Genomic DNA, 13397 nt, shown 5'->3' with positions numbered 1-13397 from the left:
CGATAGCGACTTTCAGTGCCGCTCCGCCCACTCAGGGTTTCACGCATCACTTCTCCGCAAACTGGTTCGCACATTCCTGGAGACATGCTTAGCGGGTGAGATCATAAGAATAGTCCGTCACTCCCGTCTGGCTGGTCTCGCGATCGAGCTTGTCGAAGATCTTGTCGAGGATGGTCGTCAGTACGCGCAGCCCGCCTTGGTAGCCCATGAGCGCAAAGCGGTGGTGATGGTGCCGGTCGAAGAGCGGAAATGTCAGCCGGACGAGCGGCGTTCCGGTGTCGCGCTCCAGATACTTGCCATAGGAATTGCCGATCAACAGATCCACAGGCTCGGTGAATAGCAGCGATCGCATCGCCCACAGGTCCTTGCCCGGCCAGACTTGAGCCGCCCTGCCGAAAGGGGAGAATGCAAGCATAGCCTTCATCTCGTCCGCCCACGCCGGGGTGCCATTGGTGGCTAGGCAGTGGGTCGGCTCGCCGCCCGTCTCCATGATGAAGCGGGCCATGGCGTGGACGAAGTCCGGGTCGCCGTAGATCGCGTATTTCTTGCCGTGCAGCCAGGACTGGCTGTCCGCCATGGCATCAACAAGTCGCCCGCGCTCCAGTCGGATTGCCTCGGGGATTTCCTTACCGGAGATCGCGGAGACCTCCATCAGGAATTCGTCCGTCGCCTGGACGCCCAGCGGGTAATGGAACGAGGCCGAGGCCTGACCGACCGCCTCGCAATATTCCAACGTTTTTCGCGTGTTGTAATGCTGCAGCGAAAGTGTCGCCTCGGCGTTCAGTGCGTTCCTCACATCTTGGATTTTCGTGCCCCCGTCATACATGCGGTAGTCGCCGTCCGATGGTGTGTCGAACTGGTCAGAGGCATCCTGGATGAATGTATAGGACACGCCCATCAGATCGAGCAGACGTTTGAGTTCCCGGTTGTTGCCGACGCAAAAGCCGTCGAAGCCCGGAATGATGTTGATCGTTCCTTGGGCTTCCGTTCGCTGCTGGCCTTTCCAGAAGTGTTCCAAAATGCCCTTGATCGTACCGTCATAGCCGTCGACGTGGCTGCCGACGAAGGCTGGCGTGTGGGCGAACGGCACATCGAAGTCGCGCGGGACTGAGCCTTCTTCCTTGGCGTTCTCGATGAAGCTGCGCAAGTCGTCGCCAATGACCTCGGCCATACAAGTCGTCGATACGGCGATCATCTTCGGGTCGTACAGTTTATACGTGTTGGCGAGTCCGTCGACCATGTTCTTCAGTCCGCCGAACACTGCCGCGTCCTCGGTCATAGAGGAAGAAACCGCCGAAGCAGGCTCCTTGAAATGGCGCGACAGGTGGGAGCGATAATAGGCCACGCAGCCTTGGCTTCCGTGGACGAAGGGCATGGTTCGCTCGAAGCCCGCGGCCGCGAATACCGCGCCGAGCGGCTGGCAGGCCTTGGCGGGGTTGATGACAAGCGCTTCGCGCGCAAAGTTTTTCTCGCGGTATTCCCACGTCTTGGTGAATTCGCCTTGATCGGCGACGACCTGATCCTGGTGCGGACATTCGAAATTCAGCTTCTTCTCGGCAAGCATCTGCCTGTATTCCGGCTCGCGGAAGAGGGGCGCGTGGTCGAGAACTTTTTCGGCCGACTGCGGCATGGTGGTCACCCTTCTTGAATCTGACCGCGCTGCAGCGCGGGACAGGGACATTGAACGTTTCAGGTCTTCCGCGGATCGCGGGGTTTATCGTCTCCCTGGGAGGCCAGGCTCGGACCAGGTTCTATTCGGCAGCCATTGCCTGCCCCCGGCTTGGCCGTCTTTTCCACGGCGCCTCGAATAGGTCCCAAACCGGGTTGTTGATGGCAAGATCAACGTCACGGGCGAAAACGGCAAAGCCGTCATAGCCGTGATAGGGCCCCGAATAATCCCAGGAGTGCATCTGACGGAACGGTATGCCCATCTTCTGCACCGGGTACTTTTCCTTGATCCCCGAGCCTACAAGATTAGGACGAACCCCCTCGATGAACTTTTCCAACTCGTAACCGGTCACGTCGTCATAGATCAGCGTGCCGTTTTTCACGTAGTGGGCGGTGCGTTGATAATCGTCGTTGTGGGCGAATTCGTAGCCTGTGCCGACGATCACCATGCCGAGGTCCTCGTATGCTGTGATGACGTGGCGAGGGCGCAGGCCGCCGACATAGAGCATCACCGTATTGCCTTCCAGGCGCGGTCGGTATTTGGCAATGACCTCGTCGACGAAGGGTCGGTACTTGGCGATGACCTTTTCGGTCCTCTCCTCGATTTCCGGCCCAAAGTGCTTGGCAATCTTGCGCAGGGAGGCTTCGATCTGGGAGGGACCGAAAAAATTGTATTCCATCCAGGCGATGCCGTATTTTTCCTCCATGTGCCGGCAGATGTAATTCATAGACCTGTAGCAATGGATGAGATTGAGCTTGGCCTTCGGTGCGCGCTCAATCTCGGCGAGCGTTGCGTCGCCCGACCAGTTGCCGACCACACGCAGGCCGATCTCCTCGAGCAGGATTCGCGACGCCCACGCGTCGCCTCCGATATTGTAGTCGCCGACCACGTTCACGTCGTAGGGGCCACCCTCGAACTCGATGGCCCTCTTCTCGAACACCCAGTCGCGGATAGCATCGTTGGCGATGTGGTGGCCGAGCGACTGCGAGACGCCGCGGAAGCCCTCGCAACGCACCGGCACGATCGTCTTTTCGATCTCCTTGGCCTTCTTGCGTGAAACCGCTTCGGTGTCGTCACCTATCAGGCCGATCGGGCACTCGGACTGCACGGTGATGCCCTTGTTCAGCGGAAAAAGCTCTTCGATTTCGTCGATGATCTGCTCCAGCTTTTTGTCGCCGCCGAAAACAATGTCTTTCTCCTGGAAATCGGAGGTGAACTGCATTGTCCCGAACGTGTCGATGCCCGTCGTGCCGACGTAGTAATTGCGGCGCTGCGACCAGGAGTATTGCCCGCAGCCGACCGGGCCGTGCGAGATGTGGACCATGTCCTTGACCGGACCCCACACCACGCCTTTTGAGCCGGCATAGGCGCAGCCGCGAATGGTCATCACGCCGGGAATGGATTTGATGTTTGATTTGACGTCACATTCGGAAAGGACCTCCCCTTCCTCGCCGGCCTCGTCCCCGCTCTTTGCTACGTTGAGGTGCTTTTTGCGGCGCTTCGCCGTCTTGTCGGGATAGTGGGACAACACCTCCTCGATAAGCTTCGCGTGGAGAGCACCGTCATTTTCATATTCCAGGCTCATGGGACCCCTTTCAAGGTTCGCGTGACGCCTCACCGGCGAGGCGCCTTTGTTTCGAAGGCGCGCCAGGTCAAGGCCGCACCTCGAGTCGACATCGCTTGTTTACTGTGCAGCCGCCTTTGCCGTTTCCTTGGCTTGAAGCTCGGCAAGCATCTGCTCGTCTGTCTTCATGATGCCGAAGTCGAGCAGCATGTCCTCGAGCTCCTCCATGGTGATTGGGGTGGGGATGGTGCCCTGGCCCGAATTGCCATGGATCTTCTCGGCCAGCGCGCGGTATTCCCCGGCCTGGTTTGAATCCGGCGCATACTGGATCACCGACATCTTCCTGAGCTCGGCGTGCTGAACGATATTGTCGCGTGGCACGAAATGGATGAGCTTGGAATTGAGCCTGGAAGCCAGCGCTTCGGCGAGGTCAAGCTCGCGGTCCGTTTGGCGCTCGTTGCAGATCAGGCCGCCAAGCCGCACGCCGCCCGAATGGGCGTATTTCAAAATACCCTTGGCGATGTTGTTGGCGGCATAGAGCGCCATCATCTCGCCGGACATGACGATGTAGATTTCCTGGGCTTTGTTCTCGCGGATCGGCATTGCAAAACCGCCGCACACCACGTCTCCGAGCACGTCGTAGGAAACATAGTCGACATCATCATAGGCGCCATTCTCCTCGAGAAAGTTGATCGAGGTGATGACGCCGCGGCCGGCGCAGCCTACGCCCGGCTCGGGGCCGCCCGACTCCACGCACTTAATGCCTTTGTAGCCGATCTTGAGCACATCCTCGAGTTCAAGGTCTTCCACCGAACCTTCCGCTGCTGCAAGGTGCAGCACGGTATCCTGCGCCTTCGAATTCAGGATAAGGCGGGTGGAGTCGGCCTTGGGATCGCAGCCGACGATGAGTATCCTCTGCCCCAAGTCGACAAGGGCGGCGAGCGTATTTTGGGAGGTGGTGGACTTGCCGATGCCGCCCTTGCCGTAAAAGGCGATCTGACGCAGACCTGACATGTAGCTTTCCTTCCTTCGTTCCATTCATCGCGGCTGCCGCGATACGAATGCCGGTCGGCAGCTTTCGCCGCCTCGTAACGTAAGGTTCAAAACTCATGCCAATTTTAGTGACGCATCGAAGAAAGTTTTTTGTTCTTCCTTTTCAGTTATTTGGCCTCAGCAAAATACGGGGACGTGACTAACTCAGCCTATGTCGCGGACCTGACAACACCAACGAAACATGTCGGACAGTGTTGAATAGGACAGCCATATTGTCTCGGCCTGAACGGGCTTTGTGCTTACGGTAGGCTCAGCCGGCTAGACTGAAAGAGCGGTCACTCCATAAGCCTGAATATCAAGCAGCCGGAGCCCGGCCCGTCGGCTTGGTAGAGCTTCCGACATTTGCGTCCACCTTCTGACACAAGAAGGTTCCGTCGATCCGTCAGCTGGAAACGCTTTTCATGTTTCCCGAGCACTGGCGGCTTTGAATGTTACACGTTGATTCCGATGTGATCGCCGCCTCAGATGGAAGGCTTTTCTCCATCGCGTCTCCGAGAGCAGTTCTTTCTGCTCAAGGTGAAGATCGCTTCCTTTCCTGCTGCAAGCTAGATGGCACGGCATTTGCGCCAGCTCATCAGAGCCATCGAACCACAAACAAAGCGGAGAGCGAGGCATGGGTGAATGCAGAGAACCGCTTAAGCTGACGGTGGCTGTTGCGGATAAACATCGAGAGGTCGGTGCCTCCAGGCGTCCATGCTCGCTGGCTTTTCTGCGCAGGTGTGGGCGGGGCCCGAAATCCAAACGTATGGCGTTGGACCAACTGCCGCTTGCCGATCCTCATCGGCATGCGGATCCCAAAGCAGTGCATCAAAGGATCACCCCAACCGACGTCGGCGCGCCACTGGTAACCATCTGCAATAGCCAGAGCCACTTTCGCGAAGCGAGACTCTTGCGCGACGCCAAAGTTGCGGCACCACACGTCTGCTTCGACATCGGCACTGTTGATCGCCACGTGTTTCTCCTCGAACACTGCCAGCCCATCGCTACTTGCCGCAAAACGGTTGCTCGATCTGCCCAAATCACTCATATCGGTTCGGCCGTTCGGATGACGAAGGGGTGGGCCAATGCCCTCCCGTACCACCGGATGGAAAAGCGATTTGGAAGCCGCGAAGGCCTTCATCTCACGTCCGGCATGTCTGCCGAGTCGACGTTGTGTCGGCCAAACCGAGAAGCCATGCCAGGTTTCGTCTAGCAGGAGTTAATTGATGACCATCACGAAGAAAGTTCCTTTCGTAACATTTCGCACGCGTGTTCGCGATGATTCCATTGAGGGACCGAATCCATACCGCTGGGAAGACAAGACATCCGACGACTATTTTGGTGGCAAGCGGGTCCTCCTGTTCTCGCTTCCTGGCGCCTTCACCCCGACCTGCTCGACCTACCAACTGCCCAATTTCGAAAAGCTCTACGACGAGTTCAAGAAGGAAGGAATTGATGCAATCTACTGCCTCTCCGTCAACGATGCCTTCGTCATGAATGCGTGGGGCAAGGCTTTGGGGCTGCAGAAGGTCGAGCTCATCCCGGACGGTTCAGGCGAGTTCACCCGCAAAATGGGCATGCTGGTGGCCAAGGACAATCTCGGTTTCGGAATGCGCTCCTGGCGCTATGCGGCTTTGATCAACGACGGCGCGGTGGAACAGTGGTTTGAGGAAAAAGGCTTCTCCGACAATTGCGAGACCGATCCCTATGAGGTTTCATCCCCGCAAAACGTTCTTGAAACACTGAAGGCAGCCGCATGACCGAGTGAACGTCTGGCAGCCCCAACACACGGCCAAGTGTCTCCTCGAACGGAGTTTCGCGCTCAACATGCTGTCCTCGGCAAGGCTGCTTCAACGCCAGAAGCAATCGATGGTGGCATCGCCTCAGCTCATTGAGTCGATCCGCCTGCTGCAACTGGCTCGCGTCGAACTGCATCAATTCGTGGAGCAGGAACTCGAGAAAAATCCTCTTTTGGAGCCTGCTCCAAACGACGGTGAGGCTCCTAGCGACGTTCCGATTTCGGCAGAGCAGTCCACCGGCGAACCCGATAAAGACATTGACAGGCCGACGAGCGCGGCGTCCGCCGAGCGACTGGGGGAATGGAAATCGCTGCGCAATACGACGAACCTTCCGGCGAGTGATCGCCCTGCGCTGGAAGAGTTTGCCGCCTGCACCGAAACATTGCACGATCACGTAGCTAGTCAGATCGCGCTCACCGCCTTCACACCACAGGAACGGCTGATTGCCGCCGAGCTTGCAGGCCATCTGGAAGACACCGGCTATATTCCGGCAAATCTTTTGGAACTGGCCGGCATGCTGAACGTCGGCGAGCCGGACGTGGAACGTGTTCTTGCAACCTTGCAGCACTTTGATCCACCGGGAATTTTTGCTCGCACCCTCAGCGAATGTCTCGAGATCCAGTTGCGCCAGCGAGACCGGTTCGACCCGGCGATGGCCGCTTTGATCACCCACCTTGACCTGGTCGCGAGACGCGATTTTCAGGCACTGAAGCAGCATTGCCACGTTGATGAAGACGACCTCCTTGAGATGTTGCATGAAATCCGTGCGCTCGATCCCAAGCCCGGGAACCGATTCCAATCCGGAGCGCCGGAACCCATCATACCCGACGTCTTGGTCACGCCCTCGCCCGGAGGTGGGTGGCAGATCGAACTTGATCCAGAGGCGCTGCCCAAGGTTTTGATCAATCAAACCTATTTCGCTGAAGTCTCGCGACACACAGCCCAGAATTCGAAAGATCGGGCATTTCTGAACGAATGCCTGCAAAACGCGAACTGGTTAATTCGCAGCCTCGACCAACGAGCCCAGACGATTCTGAAGGTTGCCACTGAAATCGTGCGCCAACAGGATGCCTTCCTCCGGCACGGCGTCGCCCACCTGCGGCCCCTCAATCTGAGGACTGTCGCTGAAGCGATCAACGTGCATGAGTCGACGGTGAGCCGGGTGACCTCGAACAAGTATATGCTTACTCCACGCGGGGTGTTTGAACTGAAGTATTTCTTCACCGTCGCGATTGCCTCCTGTGAAGGTGGTGACGCGCACTCCGCCGAAGCTGTCCGTCATCGGATCAAAGCTATAGTTGCTCAAGAATCCGCCGGGCACGTGCTTTCCGACGATGACATCGCCGCGCGGCTGAAGGAAACCGGCATCAATGTTGCCCGGCGCACCGTTACAAAATATCGCGAGGCGATGAACATCCCCTCCTCTGTACAACGTCGCAGGGAAAAGCGCCTATGGCTCAATGGAGATGAAGCTTTGCCGTCTGATCCCGCTGACGTCAAACCGCAACGCTGATATAAACAGAGGGTTCTCATCAATGCGCGCGCGGCATGCGCTCTTCCCTATGAGGGCCATATCGACAATGACCTCTCTGATCAGCAGTTCATTTTCGTTGAATTTCTGGGTATTGAATTTACCGATGCAAACACCCTCAGAGCGCACGCACAGAGAAATACGTGCGCAGTTCAGTTGCCAGTGCATTGTTGACCCTCTCACGAAGCCGCTGCACATCGTTTCTCACTCGAAGGATGCACATCTCGTTTATGATGAGCGCGAGAGAGCCATCGTTGATGGAGACGACCCGGCAATCATCGACGTTCAAGATTTCTTCGAGTTCGGGATTAAAGCGCCCTTCAAAATGCCGTCATAGATCACTTGGCTGAAATGGAGGTCTGCAGTGATGGTGTCGCACTTGCCCGCCGAACCGTGATTGACAGGAATAGGCCGTCGCCAAAGTGATGCGGCTGCTCCGCGCACGTTACGACGGTTTGTCGTGTGCCCGCCGTGTCGGGACGAGGGGCGTCAGCGCCGCGCGCGATGTTCTTTGCGGCCGCCGTGCGTCGAACAAAGGCTGAAACGGTAGGGAACGAGGGAGCGCGCCCTCAAAAGCGCCGTAGCGACCGGTTTACAAGAAATGGCTCGGATCGTGTTGCCGCGGTCGGATACCACATTCCAGCCAGAGCCGCGTGTTTTGGCACGAAAGGCCTCGGTCCCGGCGATCCGTTTGTTCGTTCTCTCAAGATTCTGTCCGGACCGCACTCAGGTCGCTACCCGAACCGTGCTCGGCCCGCTTACCCTGATCGGGCCGATTGAATTTTCCTCTCCTCCCGTGCAAGGGCGCCTGGAAGAAGCCGCTCTGGCTCAACGGCGTGAGATTGGCGCCCGCGAGATTGGCGCCTCGGACGCCGGCAAGAGCGCCTCCTGGTCCAACGCGATGCCATTCTTGATCCGTGCCAGGCGACTTTCGTCGTCTTCCGGGCCGAAGCAGCTTTCGAAATCATTGCATTCACGGCAGCTAGGCGAGCTGCATAGTGAAAATCCTTCGGATTCGCAGAGCTTGCGATAAAAGTACTTCTTCCATTTCATGTTTTGGGTGTTGCCGGCCGCAAGCGTCGGGAAATGCGTGGCAAGCAGGCGGCTGAGCTCGTTTCGGTTGAAAAGGCCAAGGTCCTGCCAGAGATGGTCGTTGCGCATGGCACGCCGGGCGATGATCTTGGCGAACCGGGCGCTGGCCGGGTCGCCGGGCCGGGCATGCGCGAGCAGCAACTCGCGCAGAAGTTCTTCCTCAGGGTCCGGCTGGGGCTCGCCCGCCTCCTCCAAGGCGAACGCGTCGACGGCGACTGCGGGGAAGCTGCCGGTCAGGACATCGCGCAGCTCAGCTCGCGAAAGACCGGTTGCTTGTGTCGCCGTCGCCTTGCCGGCCTCGAGTTCCTCAAGCGCGCTCGAAAGCACACAGGCAAGCGCATGCCGGTCAAACTGCAACTCGGTCGGCGATTTGCCAGTGCCGGGGCAGCCATGGTGCTGCGCCGCATGGGTGCCATGCTCCTGGTCCCGTCCCATCAATCGCCCTGAAGAGCGAGCGACTTGCTGACCGCTGGGATGATCTGGTCTCCCCAGAGCTCGATCTGGCGTAGCATCGTTTTGTGGTCGAAATCGCCCAGTTGCGTCTGAATTGCGACCTGGTCGGGTTTCAAGATGTCGATCTCTTCCAGCAGGCGGTCAATCACGCGATTCACGCTGCCGATCGGCAGGTTCTGGCGCATCTTCTCGAATGATAAATCCTGCTGCGTCGGCGTCTCGTTTAGCAGATAGCCGTCCGGGCTCTGCTGACGGCGCTGGTGCAGTGCTTCTGACAGCCGGCGCTGAAAACGGGCGTTGTCGAGATAACTGTTGATCTCTGCCTCATCATCGCTGGCATAGCAGCAACGCAGCAGACATATCTTGGCGTCCGTGACATTCTTCCCTTCGGAAGCCGCCGACTTCTCGATTGCTTCGCGCAGCGCGGTCAAACCCTCCAAGCCATTGTGAAATGCCGTGACAAAGAAATTGTGCCCCTCACGATAAGCCCGCCTTATGCGCGCGGCTCCCCCAGCGATCCAGATCGGCGGGGTCGGCTTCTGGAGCGTACGCAGCGCAATCGCCGTCGGAGGTATGTTCACATACTTGCCGTCGTGCTCGAAGATGTTTTGGTTGAGGCCTTTCAGAAGGATGTCCAAGTATTCCGAAAACACGGCCGCCGCCTCATCGATATTGACGCCGAAGCGTTCGAACTCGAATTTCTGGTATCCCAAGCCGACGCCAAGCTCGAGGCGGCCGTTCGCCACGATGTCGGCGAAGCCGATTTCTGAAAGCAAGCGCTGCGGCTGATATAGCGGCAGCACGCACACAGCAGTGCCAAGGCGAATAGTGCTCGTCATGCCGGCGCAGTGCGCCACCATCATCAGGGGCGAGGGTATCAGACTGTAATTGTTGAAGTGGTGCTCGGCAAACCAGGCGGTAGCGAAGCCGGCTTGCTCCGAAACGGTGGCCTGTTCGATGGAGTTGCGGATGACGCTGTCGCACGATTGATGATAGCCTCGCTGGGCGGCCAGGATGAAGGTTGCGAATTCCATGAGGTTTCCTTGTTTACAGGTGAGTTAGCCTGTCGGAGAAGCGCCAAATACGCGCACAGGCCTTGGCTGCGGCCAGCCTTGCCGGCGGCTTGGTTTTGCTGCACCGCTCGCAATTGGGTGGCTAGGCACGCGGAGCGGTTGGAACTGCTTTGACCACGATGAGGACGGACGTTTTCGTCATCGCCCGAATTCACATCTTCGGCCGAAGCAGTGCGGGCGCCGGGCGCAGCGGAGTTGAAGCCTTGGATATCCTCAGCCCCGGCGCCTGGCGAAAAGTCGCCGGTCAACACGCTGCCTCAGCAAAGTACTCTGTATCGAGTTCGCTGGCGTTCCCCGCATCACCGAACGCGGTCCAGCCGCCGTCCACGTACAAGGTGGAACCGTTAACGTATGAGGCGGCAGACGAAGCCAGGAAGAACGCGGCCTCAGCGACGTCTTCCGGCTCTCCCAACCTGCCCATCGGGATGCGCCGCTGGATCGATGTGGCGTCGATGCGACGGACCTTCGCTAACTGAGCAGAGCCAGGCGCGCAGATATAACCAGGAGCTACCGTGGCTGTGCGAATGCCGACAGGCCCGAGTTCGGCCGCCAGGCATCGGGTCAGAATGTCCAACCCAGCCTGGGCAGCGCCATAGACATGGCGCGGCACAAACGGCAAAAAGCTATTGATCGATCCAAGATTGAGGATCACGCCGCCAGGGCACATCGCCTTGATCGCCTCGCGTGCGCAAGTGAAGGCGCCGGTAAGATTGACATCCAGGACGTGTTTGCTGTGTTCGGGTATTTCTTCGATTCCCAACAACGACGTGTCGGCAGCAGCACCGTTGACGAGCACATCGACACGCCCGAAGCGTCCCCGCAGGTCCTCGAATAGCGCCACCACCTCGCTCTCGACGGCCACGTCCACACATTTGGCCGGATTGTTGCCGCGGAGCCACGCAGCCAGTTCTGCCGCTGCGGCACCATCTTTGTCAGCGATCACAACAGTATCGCCGCTCTCGGCAAAGCGGCGAACGACGGCCGCGCCTATACCGTTCGCACCACCTGTGACAAGCACGACTCGCGCCCCCGTACCCTCGGCAGGACGGCAGAGTTCGGCCTGGGGGGTCCCATCCACCGGCTGGTGCGCATCTCCCGGCTGGTTGAATGACATCCAGCCTCCGTCGACCGCCAGCACCGAACCGGTAATGTAGCGCGCCCGAGCGCTGGTCAGAAAACGCACAACGAGGGCGATCTCATCCGGGCGTGCCAAGCGACCCAGCGGCACGCGGCGGCGCACTGCCGCTAGATGCATTTTGCCTGCGCGTTCCAGTTCCATCACCATCGGCGTGCGCACGTAGCCCGGCGCTACCGCCGTCACGCGAATGCCGCGAGAAGCCCACTCGCATGCAAGCGACTTCGTCAATGAGATCAGGCCGGCCTTCGAGGCAGCGTAGGCGTTGCGCTTGGGATTGCCGACGACGCCCGCCATCGAAGCGACGTTGACGATGGCACCGCCCGGCTTCATGCGCCTCGCCGCTTCGCGGGCCATGACGAGGGGTCCAATCAAGTTTACTTCCAAGGCGAGACGGAAAGCGTCGACACTGGTATCGACACTCGCAGCCATGCTGGGCCCTATCGCGGCGTTGTTGATGAGGACGCCGATGTGCTCGAACTGTGCTTCGACTCGACCGTAGAGCGCGAGGACATCCCCCTCTCGCGAGATGTCGCACTCGAGGCCGAGATGCGGATGGCCGAGCCCACGGGCCAGTTCAACGACCCCGCTGCCAGCGAGGTCTACCGCAACAACAGTGTCTCCGTCCCTGACAAGAATATCGACCAGGGCGCGGCCGATCCCGCCCGCGGCGCCCGTAATGACGACGGTGCGTCCTGCCTGCTTCATGAAAATCTCTCCGCGCTCCCTTCAACGATCTCAGCCCATCAGTTTGCGTGGCAAAATGATGTCTCGGTAAAACAGCGTCCTGGCCACGACCTGAATAGACGATGCAGCGATCCGGCTGCGGTCCAACTTCCGAATTGGTAGCCGATCCTGCGAAGGGACCCGTCAAGGACAGGTTACCTTGGTAGCCAGTCGGTGCACCCCAGCGTCGTCAAGCCGCTAGTGGGGCAGAGCAGACCGCTCACGCCGTCGTGGGGCAGAAAGGCAATCCGATGCCCCTTCTCACCGAACAGTCTTTCGCCGGGATCGCTGTGGCATTGCAAAGTTCTCATAGCCTTTAGCCTCCATTGACCGCGCGGCTTTGTCGTTCGAAACCTGTGAGGGGGCCAGGGGGGAAGGAACGCGACGCTTTCCAAGCCTGTAGACCGGATCGTGCGGATGCGGTGCTCCGATCGGCCGTCGCGGGCCGAACCGTTCCGCCTCAACGACCGCTGGTGGGATCTGCTGCTCGAGCCAATCGTAGACCACGGTTCGTTCGGCAATCCGCCACTCCCCTTCCCTGTTCTGAAACAGGTCGCAGTAACGGCCACACAGGAGCGTCTGGCGTGGTTCTCCATCTTCGTCCGGCCCGCGTTGCAACGCGGTGAAATAGCTCTCGACCGCGGCATCTACCGGACCAATGAATTCGATGAGGATGTTGGTGATCTGGTGGATGTTGCGCGGTCCGGTCTTGAAGACACCCAGCGCCAACTGAATGAAGCCCTCTGCCGGGCCGCAATAGGCCCCGTGATTGTCCTGTGCATCGGGCCAGTATGCGCTGCTAAGCGCCGCCTCATCCGCACGGTCTATCCCGCGGCAGTACCGATAGAGGCAGTCGCGGATCGCCTCACGGTCGAGGAGCTCGGTAATTTTCGGCTGGTGGTCCATTAGCTTTGCCACAAATTTTGTGATTGGAAGAGTGTGTTTTGCGAGCCGCGGCGTCCTAGCAGTAGTGGGAGCGTCCCGACACGCAGATGCGCCTACGTTGGACGAGTAAGATAGTGGATGGGAGGGTTCGTCCGTTACCATATGCAGGCCACCTGAGCGGTCCTTTCTTGCCCGCCGAAATGACGTCCGGCTCAACCCGTGCTGCAGGGTGTACGTTTGAGTTCAAGTGCACGTTCGGGGCAGGATCGCACGCCTCGCGACGCAGTGATTTCCTCCCCTTCCGCAACTTCGATGTCACCGGGAAGGATGTAACCCGCGTCATCAAGCTTGAAGATGCGTGGCGCTTGCGCCGCGCATCGCGCGTGTCCTTGGCATTTGTCGTTATGGACGATGATGCGCATGGCTCTGCCTCCATTG

At 59.0% G+C, this 13397-nt stretch carries 12 protein-coding genes; 3 read left to right on the top strand and 9 right to left on the bottom strand.

What is annotated here, in order from left to right; translation table 11 throughout:
• Positions 1-88 precede the first annotated feature (88 nt).
• The 4 genes from nifK to AC0ZT5_RS30470 form a co-directional block, all read right to left on the bottom strand.
• Positions 89-1630: a nitrogenase molybdenum-iron protein subunit beta gene (nifK, locus tag AC0ZT5_RS30485; RefSeq protein WP_488499453.1), complete on the bottom strand. Its 1542-nt coding sequence runs from the start codon at positions 1628-1630 to the stop codon at positions 89-91.
• 121 nt (positions 1631-1751) lie between these two features.
• On the bottom strand, positions 1752-3254 hold the full coding sequence (gene nifD / locus AC0ZT5_RS30480) for a nitrogenase molybdenum-iron protein alpha chain (RefSeq protein WP_488481680.1): 1503 nt from the start codon (positions 3252-3254) through the stop codon (positions 1752-1754).
• A gap of 99 nt (positions 3255-3353) precedes the next feature.
• Positions 3354-4247: a nitrogenase iron protein gene (gene nifH / locus AC0ZT5_RS30475; protein WP_488481681.1), complete on the bottom strand. Its 894-nt coding sequence runs from the start codon at positions 4245-4247 to the stop codon at positions 3354-3356.
• A 613-nt stretch (positions 4248-4860) separates the two neighbouring features.
• A complete protein-coding gene (locus AC0ZT5_RS30470; RefSeq protein ID WP_488499452.1) occupies positions 4861-5406 on the bottom strand; it encodes a hypothetical protein in 546 nt (181 codons plus the stop codon).
• Between the two features lie 85 nt (positions 5407-5491).
• On the opposite strand from AC0ZT5_RS30470, the gene AC0ZT5_RS30465 reads away from it, so the two are divergent.
• The 3 genes from AC0ZT5_RS30465 (at position 5492) to AC0ZT5_RS30455 (ending at position 7932) form a co-directional block, all read left to right on the top strand.
• Entirely contained in the window at positions 5492-6025 is a 534-nt protein-coding gene (locus AC0ZT5_RS30465; RefSeq protein WP_488499451.1) for a redoxin family protein, read from the top strand.
• Between the two features lie 67 nt (positions 6026-6092).
• A complete protein-coding gene (gene rpoN / locus AC0ZT5_RS30460; RefSeq protein ID WP_488499501.1) occupies positions 6093-7577 on the top strand; it encodes an RNA polymerase factor sigma-54 in 1485 nt (494 codons plus the stop codon).
• A 67-nt stretch (positions 7578-7644) separates the two neighbouring features.
• Positions 7645-7932, top strand: a complete 288-nt coding sequence (locus AC0ZT5_RS30455; protein ID WP_488499450.1) for a hypothetical protein — start codon at positions 7645-7647, stop codon at positions 7930-7932.
• Positions 7933-8423: 491 nt separating this feature from the next.
• On the opposite strand, the gene AC0ZT5_RS30450 is transcribed toward AC0ZT5_RS30455, so the two are convergent.
• The 5 genes from AC0ZT5_RS30450 to AC0ZT5_RS30430 form a co-directional block, all read right to left on the bottom strand.
• Complete coding sequence (locus AC0ZT5_RS30450) at positions 8424-9122, bottom strand: nitrogen fixation protein NifQ (RefSeq protein ID WP_488499449.1); 699 nt, start codon at positions 9120-9122, stop codon at positions 8424-8426.
• Entirely contained in the window at positions 9122-10174 is a 1053-nt protein-coding gene (locus tag AC0ZT5_RS30445) for an LLM class flavin-dependent oxidoreductase (RefSeq protein WP_488499448.1), read from the bottom strand. Before AC0ZT5_RS30445 ends, AC0ZT5_RS30450 begins: the two co-directional genes overlap by 1 nt.
• A gap of 283 nt (positions 10175-10457) precedes the next feature.
• Positions 10458-12056: an SDR family oxidoreductase gene (locus AC0ZT5_RS30440; protein WP_488481686.1), complete on the bottom strand. Its 1599-nt coding sequence runs from the start codon at positions 12054-12056 to the stop codon at positions 10458-10460.
• A 279-nt stretch (positions 12057-12335) separates the two neighbouring features.
• The gene (locus AC0ZT5_RS30435) at positions 12336-12980 is read right to left on the bottom strand and encodes a nuclear transport factor 2 family protein (RefSeq protein ID WP_488481687.1); all 645 of its coding nucleotides are present in this window, start codon (positions 12978-12980) and stop codon (positions 12336-12338) included.
• A 191-nt stretch (positions 12981-13171) separates the two neighbouring features.
• Entirely contained in the window at positions 13172-13381 is a 210-nt protein-coding gene (locus AC0ZT5_RS30430) for a ferredoxin (protein WP_488481688.1), read from the bottom strand.
• Between the last annotated feature and the right edge of the window lie 16 nt (positions 13382-13397).

The sequence above is a fragment of the Mesorhizobium sp. CNPSo 4670 genome (genome assembly GCF_057784235.1).
The sequence above is the reverse complement of the archived record's forward strand: the minus strand, read 5'-3'. Positions and strand labels throughout refer to the sequence as shown.

Bases quoted from the DNA above. Each gene is read 5' to 3' on its own strand.
- nifK (WP_488499453.1), bottom strand. From the start codon at position 1,630: ATGCCGCAGTCGGCCGAAAAAGTTCTCGACCACGCGCCCCTCTTCCGC.
- nifD (WP_488481680.1), bottom strand. From the start codon at position 3,254: ATGAGCCTGGAATATGAAAATGACGGTGCTCTCCACGCGAAGCTTATC.
- nifH (WP_488481681.1), bottom strand. From the start codon at position 4,247: ATGTCAGGTCTGCGTCAGATCGCCTTTTACGGCAAGGGCGGCATCGGC.
- AC0ZT5_RS30470 (WP_488499452.1), bottom strand. From the start codon at position 5,406: ATGAAGGCCTTCGCGGCTTCCAAATCGCTTTTCCATCCGGTGGTACGG.
- AC0ZT5_RS30465 (WP_488499451.1), top strand. From the start codon at position 5,492: ATGACCATCACGAAGAAAGTTCCTTTCGTAACATTTCGCACGCGTGTT.
- rpoN (WP_488499501.1), top strand. From the start codon at position 6,093: ATGCTGTCCTCGGCAAGGCTGCTTCAACGCCAGAAGCAATCGATGGTG.
- AC0ZT5_RS30455 (WP_488499450.1), top strand. From the start codon at position 7,645: ATGACCTCTCTGATCAGCAGTTCATTTTCGTTGAATTTCTGGGTATTG.
- AC0ZT5_RS30450 (WP_488499449.1), bottom strand. From the start codon at position 9,122: ATGGGACGGGACCAGGAGCATGGCACCCATGCGGCGCAGCACCATGGC.
- AC0ZT5_RS30445 (WP_488499448.1), bottom strand. From the start codon at position 10,174: ATGGAATTCGCAACCTTCATCCTGGCCGCCCAGCGAGGCTATCATCAA.
- AC0ZT5_RS30440 (WP_488481686.1), bottom strand. From the start codon at position 12,056: ATGAAGCAGGCAGGACGCACCGTCGTCATTACGGGCGCCGCGGGCGGG.
- AC0ZT5_RS30435 (WP_488481687.1), bottom strand. From the start codon at position 12,980: ATGGACCACCAGCCGAAAATTACCGAGCTCCTCGACCGTGAGGCGATC.
- AC0ZT5_RS30430 (WP_488481688.1), bottom strand. From the start codon at position 13,381: ATGCGCATCATCGTCCATAACGACAAATGCCAAGGACACGCGCGATGC.